The sequence below is a fragment of the Blautia pseudococcoides genome (assembly GCF_001689125.2).
GTDB lineage: Bacteria > Bacillota > Clostridia > Lachnospirales > Lachnospiraceae > Blautia > Blautia pseudococcoides.
The window spans coordinates 3,821,740-3,844,444 of the sequence record NZ_CP015405.2; the positions used below are offsets into that span (position 1 = coordinate 3,821,740).

The 22,705-nt window shown below is 46.9% G+C and carries 18 protein-coding genes; 4 read left to right on the plus strand and 14 right to left on the minus strand.

Annotated elements, in window-relative coordinates; translation table 11 throughout:
- From A4V09_RS18005 to A4V09_RS18015, 3 genes are read right to left on the minus strand one after another with little or no spacing between them, the layout of a single operon-like run.
- Entirely contained in the window at positions 1-864 is an 864-nt protein-coding gene (locus A4V09_RS18005; protein WP_065543555.1) for a carbohydrate ABC transporter permease, read from the minus strand.
- Positions 839-1,744 carry a carbohydrate ABC transporter permease gene (locus A4V09_RS18010; protein WP_065543556.1) on the minus strand — a complete coding sequence of 302 codons (906 nt, stop codon included), beginning with the start codon at positions 1,742-1,744 and terminating at the stop codon, positions 839-841. The genes A4V09_RS18005 and A4V09_RS18010 overlap by 26 nt, the downstream gene beginning before the upstream one ends.
- On the minus strand, positions 1,671-3,926 hold the full coding sequence (locus A4V09_RS18015; protein WP_065543557.1) for an ABC transporter substrate-binding protein: 2,256 nt from the start codon (positions 3,924-3,926) through the stop codon (positions 1,671-1,673). Before A4V09_RS18015 ends, A4V09_RS18010 begins: the two co-directional genes overlap by 74 nt.
- Positions 3,927-4,179: 253 nt before the next feature.
- Here A4V09_RS18015 and A4V09_RS18020 point away from each other — a divergent pair, with 253 nt between their 5' ends.
- Both A4V09_RS18020 and A4V09_RS18025 read left to right on the plus strand, forming a co-directional pair.
- Positions 4,180-4,860, plus strand: a complete 681-nt coding sequence (locus A4V09_RS18020; RefSeq protein WP_065543558.1) for a response regulator transcription factor — start codon at positions 4,180-4,182, stop codon at positions 4,858-4,860.
- Positions 4,854-6,170 (plus strand): sensor histidine kinase, encoded by a 1,317-nt coding sequence (locus tag A4V09_RS18025; protein WP_065543559.1) that lies wholly within the window; start codon positions 4,854-4,856, stop codon positions 6,168-6,170. Before A4V09_RS18020 ends, A4V09_RS18025 begins: the two co-directional genes overlap by 7 nt.
- Before the next feature lie 888 nt (positions 6,171-7,058).
- Here the strand turns inward: A4V09_RS18025 and A4V09_RS18030 are convergent.
- Positions 7,059-9,131, minus strand: a complete 2,073-nt coding sequence (locus tag A4V09_RS18030) for an ABC transporter permease (protein WP_065543560.1) — start codon at positions 9,129-9,131, stop codon at positions 7,059-7,061.
- On the minus strand, positions 9,118-9,873 hold the full coding sequence (locus A4V09_RS18035; protein ID WP_065543561.1) for an ABC transporter ATP-binding protein: 756 nt from the start codon (positions 9,871-9,873) through the stop codon (positions 9,118-9,120). The genes A4V09_RS18030 and A4V09_RS18035 overlap by 14 nt, the downstream gene beginning before the upstream one ends.
- Before the next feature lie 235 nt (positions 9,874-10,108).
- Here A4V09_RS18035 and A4V09_RS18040 point away from each other — a divergent pair, with 235 nt between their 5' ends.
- Together A4V09_RS18040 and A4V09_RS18045 are read left to right on the plus strand one after the other, a co-directional pair.
- A complete protein-coding gene (locus A4V09_RS18040; RefSeq protein WP_065543562.1) occupies positions 10,109-10,444 on the plus strand; it encodes a LytR/AlgR family response regulator transcription factor in 336 nt (111 codons plus the stop codon).
- The gene (locus A4V09_RS18045) at positions 10,434-11,561 is read left to right on the plus strand and encodes an ATP-binding protein (RefSeq protein ID WP_242963862.1); all 1,128 of its coding nucleotides are present in this window, start codon (positions 10,434-10,436) and stop codon (positions 11,559-11,561) included. Before A4V09_RS18040 ends, A4V09_RS18045 begins: the two co-directional genes overlap by 11 nt.
- A 2-nt stretch (positions 11,562-11,563) precedes the next feature.
- Here the strand turns inward: A4V09_RS18045 and A4V09_RS18050 are convergent, their stop codons facing one another.
- The 9 genes from A4V09_RS18050 to A4V09_RS18090 all read right to left on the minus strand — a co-directional run bounded on the left by A4V09_RS18050 (position 11,564) and on the right by A4V09_RS18090 (position 22,653).
- A complete protein-coding gene (locus A4V09_RS18050) occupies positions 11,564-11,749 on the minus strand; it encodes a hypothetical protein (protein WP_065543563.1) in 186 nt (61 codons plus the stop codon).
- A gap of 97 nt (positions 11,750-11,846) precedes the next feature.
- Positions 11,847-13,766, minus strand: a complete 1,920-nt coding sequence (locus A4V09_RS18055) for an endonuclease MutS2 (RefSeq protein ID WP_065544857.1) — start codon at positions 13,764-13,766, stop codon at positions 11,847-11,849.
- A 506-nt stretch (positions 13,767-14,272) separates the two neighbouring features.
- Positions 14,273-14,818, minus strand: a complete 546-nt coding sequence (locus tag A4V09_RS18060; protein ID WP_065543564.1) for an FmdE family protein — start codon at positions 14,816-14,818, stop codon at positions 14,273-14,275.
- A gap of 19 nt (positions 14,819-14,837) precedes the next feature.
- The gene (locus tag A4V09_RS18065; RefSeq protein ID WP_065543565.1) at positions 14,838-16,067 is read right to left on the minus strand and encodes an MFS transporter; all 1,230 of its coding nucleotides are present in this window, start codon (positions 16,065-16,067) and stop codon (positions 14,838-14,840) included.
- 332 nt (positions 16,068-16,399) lie between these two features.
- The gene (tuf, locus tag A4V09_RS18070; RefSeq protein ID WP_065543566.1) at positions 16,400-17,593 is read right to left on the minus strand and encodes an elongation factor Tu; all 1,194 of its coding nucleotides are present in this window, start codon (positions 17,591-17,593) and stop codon (positions 16,400-16,402) included.
- 150 nt (positions 17,594-17,743) lie between these two features.
- A complete protein-coding gene (gene fusA, locus A4V09_RS18075) occupies positions 17,744-19,864 on the minus strand; it encodes an elongation factor G (protein WP_065543567.1) in 2,121 nt (706 codons plus the stop codon).
- Positions 19,865-19,878: 14 nt separating this feature from the next.
- The gene (rpsG, locus tag A4V09_RS18080) at positions 19,879-20,349 is read right to left on the minus strand and encodes a 30S ribosomal protein S7 (RefSeq protein WP_207652261.1); all 471 of its coding nucleotides are present in this window, start codon (positions 20,347-20,349) and stop codon (positions 19,879-19,881) included.
- A 206-nt stretch (positions 20,350-20,555) separates the two neighbouring features.
- Positions 20,556-20,969, minus strand: coding sequence for a 30S ribosomal protein S12 (rpsL, locus tag A4V09_RS18085; protein ID WP_065543568.1), 414 nt, complete (start codon positions 20,967-20,969; stop codon positions 20,556-20,558).
- 352 nt (positions 20,970-21,321) lie between these two features.
- A complete protein-coding gene (locus A4V09_RS18090; protein ID WP_065543569.1) occupies positions 21,322-22,653 on the minus strand; it encodes a glycoside hydrolase family 3 protein in 1,332 nt (443 codons plus the stop codon).
- Between the last annotated feature and the right edge of the window lie 52 nt (positions 22,654-22,705).

Here is a 22,705-nt window from a genome sequence, read left to right on the forward strand (position 1 = left end):
CTACTCCTTTAATCCCGATGCCACGATCCCCTGCTCCAAATACTCCTGTCCCCATAAAAATATAAGCACTGCCGGCAGCATCATCACGATTGACGCCGCAAAGGAACTCCCCACCTGGTCCGTAGTGATCTGCGGAAGGTAGAGGGAAAGAGGCAGCTTTGATTTTGTCTTCAGAAATGTCATGGGTGCCTCGATGGCATTCCAGTATTCCAGAAAATTAAGCAGCACTGACGCCATAATGCCGGGCCGTCCCAGCGGCACTCCCACATGCAGAAAAATTTTAAACTGTCCGGCCCCGTCCACCATGGCTGCCTCCACAAGGGCATCCGGGATGGAGCGGAAGAACTTCTGCATGATAAATACGGGAAATGCCGAGAAAATCCCAGGCAGGATAATTGCCAGATGGGTATCCATAAGAGACAGTCCCGAAAGTACCAGATAACTGGATACCATGGTAACCTGAAAAGGCATGATCATCAAAATCATATATAATAAAAATAATATCCGGCGTCCCCGGAAGCGGTACCTCCCAAACGCCCACGCTGCCGGCATACCGACCAGCACCTGCCCGATCAGAATAGGCACCACCTGCTTAACGGAATTCCAGAACATAACAAAGAAACCCGGCGAATCCAGCAGCAGTTCCACATATGGCTTCAGGGTTGGATAAACCGGAAGCAGTTCCAAACGGACCGCTTCCGTACCTCCTCCCAATACCCCGCCGTAAGATATTTTCAGCTCCTCAGCCCCCATAAATGAATTGGGGAACATGACAAGCACAGGTACCCAGAACAGAAGGCAGAATATGGTCAGCACTGCTGTTCGCACTGTCTTTTTCTTATTCACGGTTCTCCTGCCTTTCATTCCACCATTCCACCAATACCAGGATCACACTCACTGCAATTGCCATGAAAACTGCTGCTGCACTCATTTTTTGTATATCCAGCTTTGTAAACCAATTGTTGAACAAATGCTGCAGCATATAAATACTCTCATGGGGATAATCCCCTGCGATCAGATACGCCTCCCGGAACACCCGGAACGCATTCACAAAGGACAGGACCCCGATGAGAAAAACACTGCTTTTCATCTGCGGCAGCGTAATATACCGAAAGCACTGAAATGCACCTGCGCCGCTGACTCTGGCTGCCTCATACTGCTCCTCCCCAATAGCGGACAGAGCTGCGATCCACAGCACAATATCATACCCCATATTCTTCCATAAGTAAGAACCCACCAAGATCCAAAAAGCGTACCCCGTATTCATCCAGTCCTGCCCTGTCAGATGCAGTGTTTCCAAAATCTGATTGACCACACCTTTCTGGTCAAATAAAAGTTTCCAGAAGACAACAACGGACGCCACAGGGATTGCCATGGGCAGGAGAAATCCCGCCCGCAGTATCCTGGCAAACCCGGTGATACTGTTCAAGAAAATGGCTGCCAGAAACGACAGGACCAAAAGCAAAGGCAGACACATGCCGAGAAACCGCACTGTATTGCCAAGTGCCTGCCTAAAGGCACTGTTGTCCAGCACCTCCCTGTAATTATCAAGTCCCACAAACAGTCCTCCCACTGCCTGGAAAAAGGAGCGTCGTATCACATCCCCGAAAGGCAGAAGGACAAAGACCAGCAGTCCCAGCAGACTGGGTGCCAGAAATGCGTATGCTGTTTTATTCTGACAGGTAGGTGTCCATTTTCTGGACAATGGCTTTTGCCGCCTCCGCAGATGTCTCTGTACCCTCATAACATTTCTCCATTTCCTCCAAGACAGTGTCATACAGTGTTTGGTTTGGAATAAACGGATCATCCAGTGTGCGGATCAGATCCAGATAGGTCTGCACCGTCTGTCCGTCAGCATTCCCATACTCTTCCATGACTTCCTCCCCTGTTTTTGGGTCTCTGTAGGTGCTGGCCGTCGTATCCTTCTGTGCTATGTCCGTGTCTGCATATGCTATCATATTATTGAACGCACTCTCCGTAACAGGAAAACCGTCCCAGGTCTCGCTGCCCTGCACATCATCAGACATCAGCGCTTTGATAAACAGTTCAGCCGTTTCCTGCTGATTGGTTGACGCATTGATCCCTGCTATTGTATATGGGACATAGTAATTTTTGACTGCCTTTGGTTCGATTCCCGCTTTCTTGATACTATAGACCGGATACATCATGCTGCTGTATCCCTGCAGCTCATATAACGACACGGTCCCGTCTCTATAGCCGGTAAAATAGCCTGATGAGAAATATATGTTCCGATCCTCCGTGTCTTCAGGATCATATCCATAAGCTTCTTCCAGACTCTGTGTATCCATGTTTTTGCAAATCTGCAGATAGTCATCTATAAACTCTGCCATCTTCTCTTCATCAATACTTCCATCCTCTTTTACAAGTTCCTCATACATGACGGCAAGCAAAGTCTTCGCAGCATTGGTGTGTACAGTATCTCCCAGTACCGGCGCCTCCGGATTTTCACCCAGGTAAGAGGTCAACGCCTCAATACTCTCAAGAGCCTTGCTGCTGTCATCCTTGGAAGCCATGAGCGGCAGTCCCATGCGGGCCGGAAGTCCGTAAACCTTTCCATCTCTTTCCATAGCCCCTGCCACATTCTCCAGCATACCGCCGTCTTTTACCAGTTCCTCTCTAAGGCTGCTGATGTCAGCGAGAACTCCTTTTTCTATATAGGAATCCACCGGCAGACTATCTAAAATTAACACATCGGCTCCTTTTCCGCCCAAAAGTTCTGTATTCAGATTGCGGATATCATCGGAGCTTGGTTTTTCGTATTCTCCCACCGCATAGCTGTAATTTACCCTTACATCAGGATTCTGGGTCTGGAACAGACGGATGGCCTGCTGTACGGTCTTATTTTCTTTTAGTCCATAGACCGTAAGCGTGTTATCCGCTGAGACCGGCATATCTTTTTTGTAAGTATAGCGAGCCAAGAACAGGCCGCCTTTGTCATACTCATTGTATAAGGCATAAAGCTCATCATCATCCCCACTAAAGAATGATATAACGCCGGCTCCCGTTGCCCCCATCTTTCCATAGGAACCGTCAAGCAGGGTCTCCATAAGATCCCCTGTTTCCTGGAAACGTACAATCCCGCCTTCTGTCAGACAGTACCATGCTCCGTCAGCACCGGGTGCAAGATTAAAGGATTCTCCTTTTTTTGTAAGCGCTGCACTGCCTGTCTCTGAAAAATCGTCTGTGTTATAAAAAGTAATACTTTTTCCGTCTTTTGCTGTCACAGCCAACCTGTTCTTTGAGGTGCTGATCGTGTTCTGGAAGTTTGACATCATTGGCTCCATATCAGCAGAGAAGACTTTTTCTCCGTCCTTATAGAGTTCGGCTTGTCCTGAGCTTCCGTTTGCCACACACAGACTGCCGTCTGCCAGTGCATCCACATCCGTCACCAAGACAGCAAGCCCATTTTCATCAGCCTTTGTCAGATTCTCAGGAGTAACATCTTCCCATGTATCTCCATCTTGGATATTCTTAAATATATGCCATCCGTAAGGCATCTCATCCGTTGGGTTTGTCGGTGCCCCCATTGCGTACACATTCCCATCCTGCCCATATTCCAGATGATTCAGCAAAAAATCAGATGCCATAGCAGTCAAGCCTGCGTCCTCCTGCGCCTCTGACCATTGTCCATCCTGATATTGATAGGAATAATATTTTGTACCCGAATCCTGGCTGCCGCCTGAAGTATACAAATGGATGATCCCATCCTTTTTATATGCGCCCAGAGGGGTTTCCCCGTCCTGTACAGGCGGCTTTAAGTCCTCCTCCACATAGCGCCCCATGGCTTTTTCCTGGTCATCTTTCTTTCCGTTACCTGTTTCTTTTTTTTGGTCTCCGCATCCGGACATCAGTCCTGCAGCCAGTACAAGGCCCATCCCTGCGGCCAGTATTTTTCTCCATTTCATTTATGATAACTCCTCTCTGCCGGAGCTTCCGGCCCCTACATCTACCAGAATATCAGGAAAATCTCAAAAAGACTTTTAAGAACTGCAGAAATTTTTAAAGATTTTTTTGAGAAATGAATGGTATAATAATGATATTGTTGGCAGAACTGCGCTTTTTGCGGATCTGTGAATAGTAACATACTAATTGCAGTAAGATAAAAATGTCTGTGATAATGGAAAATGATTGCTGCAATATAGAAAGGAATTATATTTAATGCGGATTTTATTGATAGAGGATGACCAGGAACTTTGCCATGTGCTGAAAATTTCTTTAGAAAAAGCGGGATACCAGACAGATATCTGCCTGACCGGAACAGACGCGCTCTATTATGCCCTGCAGCCTGTCTATAACTTGATCATTTTAGACCGTATGCTGCCGGGAATGGATGGGCTGTCTCTTTTAAAACTCATAAGGAGCAATGAGATCACAACCCCTGTCATCCTGGCAACAGCCATAGATGCGGTGCCGGAGAGGATTGCAGGGCTGGACTGCGGAGCCGATGATTATATTGTAAAGCCATATGATATTGAAGAACTGATGGCCCGTATCCGTGCACTGGTCAGACGCCCCCAGCCGATTGAAGACCACCGGAATATGGAATACGGGGATTTGGTATTCAATACCACAACATTGAAACTGACCTGCGGGCCCCATACCCAGCAGCTCTCCCGCAGGGAATCCATGCTGATGGAATATTTTATGCAGAACCCGGAGCAGACCATTTCCAGGCAAATGCTGTATTCCAGGGTATGGGGACCTGACGGGGAAGTGGAGGACGGCAATCTGGATACTTATATTTATTATCTCCGCAAAATACTGAAAAAACTGAAAAGCCGTGTCCAGGTCGCAACCGCACACGGCATCGGCTACCGATTGGAGTGTCCGCCATGCTGACTACCTTCCGCAGACGTCTGACCCTGCTCTTTGCAGGAACCACCAGCCTGATCCTGACTGTCATTTTCCTGATCGTCTGGGTATACCAGAACCATCTGTACCAGGCACAGCAGGAAAACCTGTTTCAGAACTATCTGCTGGAACTCTCCAATAAACTGGAGGCAGATATCAATTTCTCTGACAACTGGCTCGCTGTGATGGAAGCAGACAATAAGCTGATCATTCATATAGAAGAAAATAAGATCCCCCTGTTTTTTCCCGGTTCCTGGGAACCGGCCACCAGCCGCCATACACTGATCGAAAAGGCGAGGAAACAGGCACTGGACGAAAACGTGGATATCAGCCGTCCTCCGCTCTCCAACTCCATGCAGAAGACTTCCGTAATGCATATCCAGGGGGAAGAGGGGGACACCTACCAGGCAGTTGTCATACAGATGCCCAGCGGCAGCGTTTACAAATCCCTGGTGCTGCTGCAGGATATCACGGAACTGGGGAAAAAGAGTCTTTCCCTTGGAGTCTTCTTTTTACTGCTGGATCTGGCTGGATTCGCGGCCCTTTATCTGACTGCCCGGCTGATTCTCGGACGTGCTATGAAGCCTATTGCAGAATACCAGCAGAGACAGACTGATTTTATATCCGCCGCCTCCCATGAACTCCGTTCTCCCCTGTCTGTCATCCAGACCAGCGCCTCTGTCATAGAGGAGAATCCGGAGCAGGCAGCCTCCATGTCAGGCATTATACGTTGGGAATGCAGCCGGGCGGGAAAACTCATCCGTGACCTGCTGCTTCTGGCCTCCTCAGAATCGGGAACCCTCACTAAAAAACTGGAGGAAGTGGAGGCGGATGCCCTGCTGCTCAGGCTCTTTGAATCCTTCGAGACTGTATGCCGGCAAAAGGGCATTTCCCTGCAGCTTCATATGCCGGATGACATTCTGCCCCCTGTTCTCTCTGATTCGGCATATTTATACCAGTTATTAGCCATCCTGCTGGAAAATGCCATGGCTTACGGAAAGCCCCTGTCAGGGGAGAAACCTGTGATCGAGCTTGCAGCCTGCCAGTCAGGACACCATATCACCTTATCCGTCACAGATCATGGACCAGGCATCCCGGATGACCAAAAAGAGGCTGTATTCCGCCGTTTTTACAAAACAGACCCCTCCCGCAGCAAGAAAGAACACTTCGGACTGGGGCTGTCCATTGCCAGTGAACTGGCCCATCAGTTAAAATGCCGTCTAATACTGCTGGATACTCCCGGCGGCGGCGCATGTTTTCAGATAAAACTCACAAAAACGGGAACCGGCAATTCCTAAAGGGTGCGTCACACACCGAAATGCTGGTTCCCGTTTTACCGCGGCCCGTTTGGCTGCTTCTAAAGAACCCCCTCATGCAGGCCATGTTGTTCTGTTCAGGGCAGCCTCCTGTCTTCCGGTAAACAAGGTCCCGTATTTAAATCCCCTTTTCTTTAAGTCCGCACTCACCGCATCGGACAATTCATTTTTAGCCGCCTATTCCAACCGCGTTGTCAATGCCTGATATCTGCGTCAGGAGCACGCCTGCAAAACCACGGCCTAGTGCTACGACCAGCTTTGCAGGCAGGGTTCTGGCGTGGATCGGGCGTGCTGTACCTTTTGATATAAAGTGCTCAGACTGTTGACAAACTACTTTTTAAAATTCACTCCATACATTATACCCAGATGAAATTGGAAAAGCCCGCACAAAACATATAGTTTGTACAGGCTAAAGTATCAGCATATTCAGTTGTAAATAATATGCTACTAGGTTGCGTTTGATTTTGTGGTATTGTACTTAGAGTGTTCCATAATGCAAGCCCCCTTAAAGCACTTCTTTAAATATCTAAAATCTTGATTTTCCGTAATTATACGGGACACTTGTCCCAACAACAGTATTTTTGATGTTCAAAAGTAGGTGTGATATATTTATATTTACTTTAACTTTCCATCGCCAGCCATTAAGTCTGTCATTTCTTCAATTTTTTCAAGCGGGAACGGTCTGTCACACCGATCAACGATCACAGAAAACTTTTGCCTCATATATTAAACAATCTATTGTTAGATTCTGTTTGATGGTGTTTCCTCCCCGACTATAAAGATTTTAAAATATAAATACAATCTTACCATAGACTGGTTAAAAACACAATTATTGTCCTGCACATTTTATTGTAGGCTGATTAATCCTAATCATAATACCATCTTCTCCATCCGCCGCAATGACACCCTGTACATCACATACATAAACACTGCCACACCCAGGATCAGCCCCAGTTCCATTACAAATAACCGCAGTTCTCCCGCATCCAGATGCATGTCATTGAAATAAATCAGCAGCATAGAAAACACCAGCACAATAACACTCCCCGCTGCTGTCGGGTACGTGAAAATTCTGCGCAGTTGTCTGCGTATGACTCTTTCTATATAATTTCTGTCCGCCCCCAGTCTCCCCAGGTCGCCAAAAAGCTGCCGGTTGTCCATTGCAATGGTCACACTCCTCACGTAGGTCATTACCCCCACAGCGGCAAGGGAAATAACAGCTATATATACGCTCAGAAGCACAAAGACAGCCACCATCTGCATAGCATCCGCCTTGACCAGGACTTTAAAAAAAGGTGCGTATTTCCAGTCTCCCATAAGGTCCGGATTATCCTCTGAAAGCCCTGCCTTCCCACTGTAAAAATATCCGGTCCCCTGCTCCACGGCTCGCTCCTCCTCATATGCATCATACAATGCCACATGGTCAGACAGCTCCCCCGCATGAGCAATATATTCATGTTTCAGTTCCCTGGCAAAATCATATGTGCTGTATACATCCCCCACACAAAAGAAAACCAGTTTCTCTCTGTCCGGCCCGTCAGACGCTCCTGCGAAATTATGGTAATCCTCATCGGAAAGGATAAAGGTAAAAGGATCACTGGTTTCCGTCAAATTGTCAAACTCCTCTGTTCCCTTATATGACAGTTTTCTGTCCTCCACCCTCAGAAGACAGTGGGGCTTTACCCATATGGAGGGATGGTATCCGCTGGGAACAATGGTTTTATATTCCCCGGATCTCACTACTGTCTTTCTTCCTGCGATCCTGGAAAAATCAGAGGCAGAAACAAACGAAACCAGCTTTCTGGAATTTAAATCCACATATTTTCCTCTGTCCGTCAAATCCCGCATTTTATAATCCGTCAGCAGCACAACTGCCTCTGCCTCCTCATAAGCCTCTATATCCACTTCATATTCCTGAGCAAGTTCAAATATATCATCCTTTGTGACCTGCTTCTCCCCGGAAGGATAATGCATGGAGTAATCGTACGGGGCCCCTTCTCCTCCGGCATAGGCAGAGCGGTAATACATGGCTCCCCAGAATGCCGATAAAAGGAGCACGAAAACCAGCAGCGTGATCACACACATATTTTTCGTGGTCTGCCTGGCTGTAAAACGCATCAGATTAGAAGACACAATATTTTTATAATACTTCTCCGGATTTTTCCCCCTTCCTGTGCGCCCCACCGCACTCAGCATAAAAAGATAAAGCCCAACAGCGCTGATACCGTAGGTCACATTCCAAAAGGAAGGCATGACAAACAGAAATACCCTCATGCAGACTGCCGGTACTGCCATAGCCAGCACCAGGCCTGCAATTATAAGAAAAATACCAACTTTTCCTGTCCAGGGCTTGACCTCTCTTACCATCTCTGTTTTCCTCTGTGCATTCAATATTTCTATAATATTTACCCGCCGGATAAAACGTATCCCCAAAAAAAAGATACAGAGAACCAGGAAAAGCGCAAATACAATACCGACCCCCAGTCCCACCGGGCCCACCCGGTATTTCATCCCCGCCGAAGTGATGATAAGTGCCTCAAATCCGTTCCATATAAGGTAGGAAACCGGAACAGCCAGCACGATCCCGCAGACCGCGTATCTTATGATCACAATTCCCACCTCCCGGGCAAGGCACTTTCCAAGTTTTCTTTTTTGCTCCCCCAGAGCCAAAAATACACCTATTTCCCTGCTCTTGTGACGAAAAAACAAATTTGCCCCATAGAATGTAAAAACCGTACATCCCAAAAATGTGACCCCCATCATGAGCCACGATAACTTTCTTGTGTCTCCCCCTTGTGGCAGCAGTTCCTGTACAGTGGGAGAAAAATACATAAATGTAAAGGAAGTCACCAGCAGCACAGAAAGAAAGATGCATATGCCTAAAAGGGTATACTGGTTTTTATTTTTACGCCTCAGTTTGCCCATAATTTTATTCATTGTCATTTAATTCCCCTCCCAGTACACGGATCGTATCCAAAAGCTCATCCATAAATACTCTCCTGTTTCCCCTGTTTTCCAGAATCCCATTTACCTGCCCGTCCTTCAGAACTACTACCCGGTCGCAGAAGGAGGCCGCATAGCTGTCATGTGTCACCATAAATATGGTGGCCTGCATAGTATCCCTGGCTTTCAGAAACGCATCAATCACCGCCCTGCAGGATTTGCTGTCCAGGTTTCCCGTGGGCTCATCCGCCAGGATCACCAGAGGATGGTTCATAAGTGCCCTTGCCACTGCAGTCCGTTGTTTTTCGCCTCCTGATATCTCAGCGGGATACTTCTGCATAATCTTATCAATCCCGAATATCCGGCATATATTTTCCGCCTTGGATTCCATCTGGGCTATAGGCCGCTCATCAATGATCTGAGGAAGACAGATATTCTCAAACACCGTCAGACCGTCCAGCAGCATAAAATCCTGGAAGACAAAACTCATCTTCCTGTTTCTCACCTTTGCCAGGTCATTTTCATTCAATGCGGAGATATCATCCCCTCCCAGAAGAACTGCCCCCTCATCAAAGGGAATAAACCTTGAGATACAGTTCAGAAGTGTTGTCTTCCCGCTCCCGGAGGGCCCCATGACAGCCACGAATTCCCCCTTATCCACTTCTAATGATATATCCCTGAGAACCGGATATACCTGGTCCCCGGTTCTGTAACTTTTTGATAAATGTTCCACCTGCAGCATAATATTCTCCCTTCACTCACAAATAATCTGTAACTTCTAAGTGCCTTCCCAGTTTCGGCAAGACCCATCATGTATTTACACTATAAATGATAATACAAAAGAGAAAGAACCTCGCTCTGCTGTTTGTAAAGTTTGACATTGATTTTGTAAAGTTCGCAGAAAGAATCGACAACCGCCCTGACTTCCTGTAAAATGCAGATAGACAGAACATAGGATGTAAAAGGAGTGGAGCAGCATGGTTAAAATAGGGATCTGTGATGATGAGCCGCAGATGATAAAACTTCTCAGTCAAACACTGGAACAGGTTCTACAGCTTCAGGGCATAGAATATGAGATATGGGAATATGCATCCGGTGAAGAACTCACTGCAGGAATCGCCTGCCTGGACATAGATATCCTTTTTTTAGATATAGAAATGAGGATCCTGGATGGCATAGAGACAGCCAAACGGCTGCGAAAAAAGGGCATGAAGGGTATCAATGCTCTGCTGCATCCTGCCCAAAAAAGAAGGACGTTTCTTTCATACTCTCATATTTATATCCGGCGTTTTCATTCCAAGTATGGTTATTGACCCCAACGACATGTTTAATGTGACTCTGGCTTTCATCTGGCTGCTGCTGTTAATGCTCCTGTGTTTTAAAGGCTCCGTGATTTCCAAACTCTCCGTGACAGCAGTTATCTATCCCCTGATCATTGCCCTGAATTTTCTCATATCAGAACTTTCATTAAGTATCTGGCTTGCAGGCGGAAAAACCTTCGTTCTGGATATGAGTGTCAGTTTAGCAGACGGCTTTATCCATATTCTCTTCTGGTATATGATCTACAGGACATTTGTCAGCAAAGTCCGCCAGGCCAGCAGACTGTACAGCCAAAACACTTGGCTTCTCCTGGGGATCATCTGCCTTGCCTCCCTTGTCAGTATTACGGTGTGTATCTATTACACCCCTGAGGAGACTTACAAAATATGGCCCTGTGCAGTGGCCTGTATGGTGACCAATATTGGCAGCCTCTATCTCGCGGGATACTTTGTAAACGCCATCCAGCATGAGACGGAGCAGAGCAGCTTAAAACTCCAGCGCGTATATTATGAAGAGCTGGAGCGGAACCAGGCAGAAATACGCAGGTTCCGTCACGATATGAATCATCATCTGATGATCATAAGGGACTTATTTGACCAGGGCGATAAGGACGCCGCACATGCATACTTCCGGGAATTAGAATCCCAGATAGCCCCTCAAAACCGGTGCTTCTGCAAAAACAGTGTCTTAAACGCCGTGTTAAATTCCAAATACAACAAGGCAAAGGACTGCAGCATTGACTGCTTTTTCCGCATTGATCTGCCGGAATTCACCACCATTGACCAGGTTAGCCTGTGCTCCATATTTGCCAACACTCTGGACAACGCCATTGAAGCCTCCCTCAAAATACCGGAACCGGAAAAGCGGAAGCTTTCCCTCAAAGCCAGAATTGCAGAAAACGGATTTTTTAGTTATGAGATTAAGAATGCAAAGATAAATGCAGTCACAATAGAAAAAGGAAAATACATTTCAGATAAGAAAAACAAGTCAGAACACGGCCTTGGCCTCACCAGTCTGCAGAGAACCGTTGAAAAATATAACGGAACAATCAGTATCTCTTATGACGAAACATCCTTCACAGTAGTCATCCTGATTGGATATGCCCTGTAGGATCACATACGGCTGCAGGGCATTGCCCCCCAGCCGTCAAATTTCTGTATATCCGGACCCGCATACAGCGCACCTTGCGCTGAACTCCGCCTGTTCCACTGCTCCGCATCCGCCCGCAGCCTTTCGATCACACTGTCCTTCTGCGTCATCTGATAAATAGCAGGGGGAACTATAATGCACACTGCCATTAAGAGGCAGGCCCGCTGCCATGGACAGCAGGATAGACAATCCCCCGTATCCAACTCCCGGCGCTTTTACTTTACTTGGAATATATCAGATCTCCCTTTATTCCTCCACTTCTATCTCCAGGCCCTCCATGTGATGTTTTCCCATACGGTGCCGTGCCTTTCTGACCTCCACGGTGTCAAAAATGATGGAGAAATCATAATCTTCCGGGTAAAGTTCAGCAGCGGCCACCTTTAGTTTCAGCCGTTTATGGCTGAGGAGGATCTTCTCATTTCTGAGCTGTACCAATACATTTCCATTCTTATCTGCAGGTTTGACCACAATACCGATTTTTTCATCCGGCAGTATGGTCACACTGTCCCCTCTTGTGAATTTCCGCACTGTATCCATGGTATCCTTGATGACGGCCGCCTTTTCAATACGAGGTGCATGTATTCTCTCCAGCTTCCTGCTTCCTCCCTGCAGTTTCATGCTGCGGATCAGGGATTCACTCTTTTCTCCATATGCTTCCCTGGCTGCCGACACCAGCATTTTATCCGGAAATCCCAGTCGTTTGGCAATGTACAGGGCACAGCTCTCCCCCGCCTCTCCCACTCTCAGCCGGTACAGAGGCTTCAGACTGTCCCGGTCAAACTCCATCCTGGCATTTTGTACATCCTCATACCTGTCCGCATACTCCTTCACTTCCGGATAGTGGGTAGTGACCAGGAAAAGGGCACCGCTTTTTCGCAGCTCCTCCAATATGGAAATGGCAATCCCCATTCCCTCCTGGGGGTCCGTACCGGAACCCAGCTCATCCATGATCACAAGGCTGTCCGGTCTTACCCGCCTCAGAATATCCAGCACGTTCTTAATATGGGCGGAAAACGTTGACAGATTATCTGAAATATTCTGCCCGTCACCGATATCGCATAGAATCTGGTTCTGCATACAAATATCTGCCTCACTACAGGGCACATGCAGGCCAGAACACGCCATAGCACTCATAAGTGCCACGGTTTTGATGGCAACGGTTTTACCTCCTGTGTTAGGACCAGTGATGATAACTCCCCGGATCCCTCTGCCAATCTGAAAATCCAGAGGCACACAACTCTCCCTTTCCAGCATTGGGTGTCTGGCGCCTTTCAGCTCCATGTATTGTTCCAGGTTGATCTTTGGCTCAGTCCCATCCATCTCCAGACTCAGCTTCCCCTTGGCAAACATAAAGTCCAGCTTTTCAATGACCCGGATATCCTCCAGCAGCTCTGTCTCCCTCTCAGCCGTCATATTGGTGAGGGTGTATAGTATTTTACGCTCCTCAGCATCCTCCTCTATTTTGTATATTTCCAATTCCTCCCTGAGGTTGGCCACAGCCTCAGGCTCCATGAACAGCGTGGAGCCCGTGGATGACTGTTCCACCACAGTGCCCGGGACCATGGATCTGCATTCTTTTTTCACGGGGATACAAAATCTCCCGTTTCTGGTGACTACAAAGGAATCATTCAAATACTGTTTGTTCGTTCTCAAAGCCCGCTCTGCTCTTTCACTTACTTTCTCCTCCAGAAACTGGATCTGTTTCCTGACGTCTTTTAAATAAGCGGAAGCATAGTCATCTACTCTTCCGTTTCTGATGCAGCGCTCTATTTCCTCCTGCAGTTCCTCCGGAAAAATCAGATTCCGGTTATAGAAAGCAAGGCTGATCCGCCCCTCCTCCCCTCTCTGCAAATAGGATTTCAGCCGCCGCACAGCGATCAAGAACATGCCCATCTCCTCAATCTGCTCCGGCATAAGCATATTACCCTGTACTGCCTTCTGCAGGTACTCCTCCACATGTTCCATAGCTGGAATGGGGGGAGTCCCTGACAATTCCAACATAGCTCTGGCCTGGGTCGTATCGCGAAGCTGCTTTCTCAAATCTGCCTCTGACAGGATCGGCCGCATTCCCAAAATTCTCTCTCCCGCCTTTTCTGTGGAAGTACATTGTTTCAATTTTTCTAATATATTATAATATCCGATTGTTTCTAACGATTTATTACTCATGATTTTTCCTCTCAAAAAAAATAACCACAGATACATACGCCCCGAACGGGTATACGACTTCTGTGGTCTTCCATGAGAAGAAAACAAACGGAGGTACAGAAACAATCCCCCTGCCCAAAACAGCGGAGTAATTGTATTCTTCCATTCATTCCAATATATTTGAAGTGTATGATAAGGGTTCGTAAGCGAATGTATCAGCCATCAAGGTACACTGATACAAGGATAGGATATCTGAAAAAACGATATACTATCCCTACAAACTATTCGATTATTCTGTAATCTCCACTACGGAAACCCTCAGCACAAAGACACCTCATTTCTTAACTATTATGTAACTGTTCCTCGTCTTCAGCATTACGGGCAAACCCCATGCAGAATCGCCTTAGGCCGCAAAATTTCACCTGGCTGCTGAACACCTTCTTACAGTCAGCGCAGAACACGCAGACATGCTGAATAGTTACACTTTGTTTATTCCTCTTGCATTATAACCGCTAACTACAACTTTGTCAAACCTGAAATCTGTTGTAATCATGAAAACAATCCCTGCATAGAATTTCTTCTCCCTGAAGGCGCATCATATTTTCCGATGCAGTCTCCCCACAGCGGGAGCAGGAAATGGATTTAAAGATCCTGGCTTTCTCAGGCAAAGGAATCCTTGTCTCCTTTACATCGAACATCTCCTTCGGACTGCAGGCCTGATAATACCGGAACGATTCCCCTTTGCTGAGCCCCTCAGGACGGGGCTTCAGCACCAGCCGCACGGATTTGCCTGTGCTTCTGTTATAGAACGAAAAAGCCTGTTTTCCACACATGTGGAAGAGCAGATTGCCCTTTCCCACACTGCAGCCCAATATCACCTGAATGGCGTCCACGCCGCAGGCATCATTTTCTGAAATGCATACAAGCTGTTCATCTTCTGAGACACAGCATCCGTCTCCTGTCTTTAAATCTAAAAGTTCAACAGCATAAAGTGCTGCCTTATAGCCAATGGTCAGTCCACCGCACGCATGGCCATGGAATTCCACACACTTTTCCCAAATTTTATCTCTCATTGCCGCCCCTTTCCCTGTCCTATTCCTTCTTTTCTGCTCTGCTGCTTTCTATCTGGAGAATCCTGCGTCTCGGCCCGGTTTCCTCCACCCTTACTCTCTGTGTGATCAAAAATCCCACTGCCGCAAGTATCACACAGAGCCCCAGCGTAGTTTTTAATCCGATCCTGTCCATGAGAAAACCGCCTGCCAGATTGCCCACACAGCTTCCCACACCCACTGTCACCATACCGAATATGGTCTGTCCCACCACTCTGTCTTTCTCCTTCAGCTCCTGGTTGATAAAAAATACCGATACCGGTGTGAAGATTCCAAAAGAGAGGGACTGGAGTGCGAATCCAAGAAACGCCACTGCCAGATTAGGTGCCAGAAAAATGACCAGAGGCCGCAGCACAAAGAAAACACTGCTCAGCTTCAGCAGCTTCTTGCAGGAAACCTTACGGATCAGATAATTGCACAGGAACATAGCCGGCATCTCGCTTGCCGCGCAGAAAAATGCTGCTATCCCAAAGGTCCCGTCCGTCCCGCCCAGTTCCCGCACAATGTTGATCATATATGTACCCAGAATGGAACTTGTCATATAGCAGATCCCAAATCCCGCCACAAACAACAGCAGCGGCCTGTTTCCTTTGAGTATTTCAATAACGCTGCTGGATGGCTCCTGTTCTTCCTTCACCACAGATGACTCCGGCTCCTGCATGGAGACCACCACTGTAAACAGGAGTATTTCCATACCCGCAAAGGCGAAGGTGAGAATCCCCGGAAAAAAGTGTTCCACAAGCTGCCCTAAGACTACGGCACTGACCGCATAACTGACAGAACCAAGCCCCCTGGAAATGCAAAAGTTCACCTCATAGCCCTGGTTCATATATTCCATGCCCATGGCTGTGATCAGCGGGGTTATGGAGTTATACAGGGTATTCAGCACCAGATACACTCCCACAATAGCCATCTTAGGCAGCGGCACCAAACCGAGAAACAAGTACCCTGCTGTCACTGCCAGAATGATCAAAAGGATCATTTTCTTTAAACTCAGCCCACGGACTTTTTCCACCACTCCGGCCAGAAATGGCTGCATCCATATGCTGATAAATGCCGCTCCGCCTATGGACATTCCCACAAGGGTATTGGACAGCCCTCTGTACTGGAGAAACACTGTGGCAAACCCCATGATCGCGCAGCTTGAAACCCAGTAAAAACACTGAAGCAGTGTATATTGATGACGCACCTGCACACTTTTTATCCGTCTCATCTCTTCTTTACCCTTCCGATTATCATGCCTCTTTCACCCTTTATATACCAAATGCAGACAATCGTCAATAGAAAAAAGGACTAAAGAAATGGGGAAATTTTTGGTAGTTTACCGAAGTAAAATTATGCCGGGATATCGTCCCACAAAACTGCCGCTGCATTCTGCTGTTAGGGTGTAACGGTTCAACCCCTTGATGATTTAGATATGCCACATGGCCGTGAGGCAAAATAACTTCTTTTATATAACAGAAAAACCCGTAGAACCTAAGTTCTACGGGCATCTTATGCTTGGACACAATGTACCATACGGTACGAATCTATAGTTAGATTTGATTACTCGATGATTGTAGCAACACGGCCTGAACCAACAGTACGTCCACCTTCACGGATAGCGAAAGTAAGACCCTGGTCCATAGCGATCGGGTGGATCAGCTCGATTGTCATCTCTACATTATCACCAGGCATGCACATCTCTGTGCCTTCCGGTAAGTTGCAGACACCTGTTACGTCAGTTGTTCTGAAGTAGAACTGCGGACGATAATTGTTGAAGAACGGTGTATGACGGCCACCCTCGTCTTTTGTCAGTACATAAACCTGAGCTGTGAATTTTGTATGGCATTTGATGGAACCTGGTTTAGCGAGAACCTGTCCTCTTTCGATCTCAGTTCTCTGAACACCACGAAGCAGTGCACCGATGTTATCACCAGCCTGAGCCTCGTCTAACAGTTTACGGAACATCTCGATACCTGTAACAACAACTTTACGTGTCTCTTCTTTCAGACCAACGATCTCAACTTCTTCAGATACATGAAGAACACCAGCCTCTACTCTACCGGTAGCAACTGTACCACGACCTGTGATAGAGAATACGTCCTCTACAGGCATGATGAACGGTTTGTCTGTGTCACGCTGAGGATCCGGGATCCAGCTGTCAACTGCAGCCATCAGTTCCATGATCTTGTCTCCCCACTCGCTGGTGGGATCTTCCAGAGCTTTCAGAGCAGAACCCTGGATGATCGGTGTGTCATCGCCCGGGAAGTCATACTCGCTTAACAGCTCACGGATCTCCATGTCAACCAGCTCAAGCAGTTCTTCATCGTCTACCATGTCACATTTGTTCATGAATACAACGATGTAAGGAACGCCTACCTGACGAGACAGCAGGATATGCTCTTTTGTCTGAGCCATAACACCATCAGTTGCAGCAACAACCAGGATAGCGCCGTCCATCTGAGCAGCACCAGTGATCATGTTCTTTACATAGTCAGCATGGCCTGGGCAGTCAACGTGTGCGTAATGTCTGTTTTCTGTTTCATATTCAACGTGAGCAGTAGAGATTGTGATACCACGTTCTCTCTCCTCCGGAGCTTTATCAATGTTAGCGAAATCTACTGCTGCGTTACCTTCTACTCTCTCGGAAAGAGTTTTTGTGATAGCAGCTGTCAGAGTTGTTTTACCATGGTCAACGTGTCCGATGGTACCAATGTTACAATGCGGTTTGCTTCTTTCAAATTTAGCTTTTGCCATTTTGAATTTCCTCCTTATTCACATGCGCCCCGTCTGGGCAATTTGATTATTTTTTTGTTGCCTCATAACGAGGCGGTTGGAATATCAATATATTCAACCTGCTATCCTTGATTATATTGCAAATCAAGGATATTTGCAAGTTTTTAATTATTATTTTCCTGTTTTTACTGAAAGCACTTTTTCCTGTACAGATTTTGGAACCGGCTCATATTTCTCGAAGAACATGGAGTAGTTACCACGGCCCTGTGTTCTGGAACGCAGATCTGTTGCGTAACCGAACATCTCAGCCAGAGGAACGAATCCGCGGATCATTTTGCCCCCGCCGATATCATCCATACCCTCGATACGTCCACGACGGGAGTTGATATCACCGATAACATCACCCATGTAGTCTTCCGGAGTAGTAACCTCTACCCTCATGATAGGCTCCAAAAGAACCGGAGCTGCCTTCGCCATAGCTTCCTTGAATGCAAGAGAACCTGCAATGTGGAATGCCATCTCGGAAGAATCGACCTCATGGTAAGAACCGTCGTATACGTTTGCGTAAATACCGACAACCGGGAATCCTCCCAGAATACCAGCTCTCATAGCTTCCTCGATACCCTGACCTACAGGCTGGATGTATTCCTTCGGAATCGCACCGCCCACAACCGTGCTCTCGAACTTGAACAGTTCTTCGCCGTTGGCGTCCATAGGCTCGAATCTAACTTTACAGTGACCGTACTGTCCACGACCACCGGACTGTTTTGCGTATTTACTGTCAACATCAGCATTCTTGGTAAAGGTTTCTTTGTAAGCAACCTGAGGTGCACCAACGTTAGCCTCCACCTTGAATTCACGAAGCAGACGGTCTACGATGATCTCCAGATGCAGCTCACCCATACCGGCGATGATGGTCTGACCTGTTTCTTTATCTGTATGAGCACGGAAGGTCGGATCTTCTTCGGCAAGTTTTGCCAGAGCTTCACCAAGTTTGCCCTGTCCGGCTTTTGTTTTAGGCTCAATAGCCAGCTCGATAACCGGTTCCGGGAATTCCATGGATTCCAGGATCACCGGATGCTGGTCGTCACAGATTGTATCACCTGTTGTGGTGAATTTAAATCCGATGGCTGCAGCGATATCACCGGCATATACTTTATCCAGTTCCTGTCTCTTGTTGGCATGCATCTGCAGGATACGTCCAACACGTTCTTTTTTGCCTTTTGTTGCATTCAGTACATAAGAACCGGAGTTCATGGTACCGGAGTAAACTCTGAAGAATGCCAGCTTACCAACGAACGGGTCAGTCATGATCTTGAATGCAAGAGCCGCAAACGGTTCGTCGTCGGAAGAATGCTTCTCAACTTCATTTCCGTCCATATCCTGGCCTTTGATAGCCGGGATATCTGTAGGAGCAGGCATAAATTCAAGAATAGCATCCAATAATTTCTGAACACCTTTATTTCTGTATGCAGTACCACAGCAGACAGGAATGGCTGCACATTCGCAGGTTCCTTTTCTCAGGGCTGCTTTCAGCGCTTCAACGGAAGGTTCTTCTCCTTCCAGATACTCCATCATTAAGTCATCATCTAACTCACAGATCTTCTCCACTAACTCTGTGTGATACAGTTCTGCGTCATCAGCCATATCCTCAGGGATATCTGTGATGGAAATGTCCTCGCCTTTTTCATCATTGTAGATGTAGGCTTTCATTTCAAACAAGTCGATGATTCCTTTAAATTCATCCTCTTTGCCGATTGGGAGCTGAAGACAAATTGCATTTTTACCTAAACGAGTCTTGATCTGTTCTACGGCACCATAGAAATCTGCACCCAGGATATCCATCTTGTTGATGAATGCCATACGGGGTACATTGTAGGTATCTGCCTGACGCCATACATTTTCAGACTGAGGCTCAACGCCGCCTTTTGCACAGAATACACCAACAGCACCGTCAAGTACACGTAAGGAACGCTCTACCTCTACAGTAAAGTCAACGTGACCTGGGGTATCAATAATATTAATACGATGTTCCAGTGCACCTGGTTTGCTTTTACAGTTTTCCTGTAAAGTCCAGTGACAGGTGGTAGCGGCGGAAGTAATTGTGATACCTCTCTCCTGTTCCTGCTCCATCCAGTCCATGGTAGCAGTTCCTTCGTGAGTATCGCCAATTTTATAGTTAACACCAGTATAGTATAAGATACGCTCTGTAAGAGTGGTCTTACCGGCATCAATATGTGCCATAATACCAATGTTTCTGGTTCTATCTAACGGATATTCTCTTCCAGCCAATGGATTTTCCTCCTCTAGAATCGATAGTGAGCAAATGCTTTATTTGCCTCAGCCATCTTATGCATGTCTTCTTTCTTCTTAACAGATGCGCCTGTGTTGTTGGAAGCATCCAGTAATTCATTAGCCAGTCTGTCTTCCATGGTCTTCTCTCCTCTTTTACGGGAGTACAGAGTCAACCAGCGAAGCGCTAATGCCTGACGTCTTTCCGGTCTAACTTCGATCGGTACCTGATAGGTAGCACCACCGATACGTCTGGCTTTTACTTCCAGAACCGGCATAATGTTGTTCATTGCTTCTTCAAAAACTTCGATTGCCGGTTTACCGGCCTTTTCCTCCATTTTAGCGAACGCACCGTATACGATCTTCTGAGCTACACCCTTCTTACCATCTAACATAATGTTATTGACAAGTTTGGTAACCACTTTGTTTCCGTATAACGGATCTGCTAAAACGTCTCTTTTTTGAGTATGTCCTTTACGTGGCACGTTACTTCCCTCCTTAATCATTATCAAAATTACGGACAACGGTCATTGCCCTAACGATTAGATCATCGGTACTCACACAACTATTTTGTATGTCCGTACTCGGTAAATCCTATATAGAAACCCGCAGCCACAACCTGGGTCTATGGAATCCCGGTACAAAATCAGTTTTAATAGTTATATCTGTGACTTCAAATGATTCTAATTAATTATTTTTTCGGTCTCTTAGCACCGTATTTAGAACGGGCCTGACGTCTGTTGGCAACGCCTGCAGTATCAAGTGTACCACGGATAATGTGATATCTTGTACCTGGTAAGTCTTTTACCCTGCCGCCACGGATAAGAACAACACTATGTTCCTGAAGGTTATGTCCTTCACCCGGAATGTAGCTTGTTACCTCGATTCCGTTGGAAAGACGAACTCTGGCGATCTTTCTGAGAGCAGAGTTAGGTTTTTTCGGTGTAGCAGTCTTAACTGCTGTACACACACCCCTCTTCTGCGGAGAAGACATATCTGTTGTCCTCTTCTGTAAAGAGTTAAAACTCTTCTGAAGCGCCGGAGCTGTGGACTTCTTTACAGAAGTCTGACGTCCTTTTCTTACTAACTGATTGAATGTTGGCATTCCATTTCACCTCCTGTATTATTTCTCTTCTATATTATTATAGAAGAAATGAGTGGCTGCCAGTTATTCATTGTCATGAATAAATGATTTTACGCGCAAAAAAACTGCGTCTCCATGCACGCTCTCTCATTATATCCATGGAAATTCGTGCTGTCAAGGAAATTCTTCAAAAAAATACAATTTTTAAGTATTTCTTGCAATATCATTGCACAGCCACTATCTCCCCAGGTGTTTTGCAAGGCAAAATCACGAGGCAGCCAGCGCCAAAATGTAATTTATTACATTTTGTACCCTAAAGGGCAGAACTGTGCATGGCGAAGCGTATTGCTATTCATAAACTACTAATACAGGATCATGAATAGTGATATTTTTCCATTTTTAACCGCAGAATGCGCTCCACAGAGGCGTCGATCCTCTCCTCACTCAAACCGCCTTCCTCCACAGCTTCCAACACGCCATTGTAGGCGGCTCTGAAATCGTCCGGCATCAGTAGCATGTCCGCACCTGCCAGGATGGCTTTCACGGAAGCCTCGGCCGGACTGTATACCCCGGAAACCGCCTTCATATTGAGGGCATCCGTGATAATGATGCCGTCATATCCGTACTGGTCCCGGAGAAGGCCTGTCAGAACTTTTTCTGAGAGAGATGCCGGCGTATTATCCCCCAGGGATTTTGGTATGGAGATGTGCCCTGCCATAATAAAATCAGGGGCTGCCTTTATCCCTTCCTTAAAAGGTACCAGCTCTTTTTCCTCCATCTCCTCCAGGGTCTTGTCCGTGTAGGCACGTCCCTCATGACTGTCCTCCACAGTTCCTCCGTGTCCCGGAAAATGCTTCAGGCAGGCAGAGACACCGTTGTCCTGCAGTCCCCTGACCACCTGTGACGTCATATCAGCAACCAACTGGGGGTCTTCCCCAAAGGAACGGTTTCCTATAACAGTATTCCCAGAATTTGTAATTACATCCGCATTCGGTGCAAAATCTATATTAAATCCTAATTCTTTCAAATAGGATGCTAAGGTTTTTCCTACATCATAGGCCTGTGAAGTGTCTTTGCTGTCTCCAATGGCCCGCATACTCTCATATCTGGTGACGGAGAAATTCGTGTTTCCCGCTACCCGGGATACTTCTCCGCCCTCCTCATCCACACCTAAAAACACCGGAACACCTGCAATCTCCTCCGCGTAATCCTGGGTTTTTCCCAGCATTCCCCTAAGCTGTTCCGGCCCCTGGATATTCTGGGAAAAATATACGATCCCGCCAACAGGGTACTGCTCATATGCCTTCTTAGTATCCTCTCCGGCAACGGTTGCCACATCAACCTGTGTGATGTCCTCCGGCGTGACAAAGAAAAGCTGTGCCGCCTTCTCCTCAAGGCTCATGCTCTTTACTTTATCCTTAACCTTTTGAGGAATGTCAGAGGATACATAAATCTCAGCCGGTCCTGTATCCGTTTCCCCAGGCTCTGCCCGGGCAGCGTCTTTGGTGTCCTTGGAATCGCTTTTGTTTTCTTTCACGGACTCTTTCCCCTCGGATTCTTTGTTCTGCATCTGGGATGCGGACACGGCTTCTGATTTTGGGTTTCCTGACTTTAAGGTAATGACGATCAAGACAATAGATAAAACTACAATGATGACTCCCATAGGAACCAGCATCCATAAAGGTGACTTTCTTTTTTTGTTCATACTTGTCCTCCTTTAAAAGACTGCATAACCTGAATATACAAAACCGCTCCTC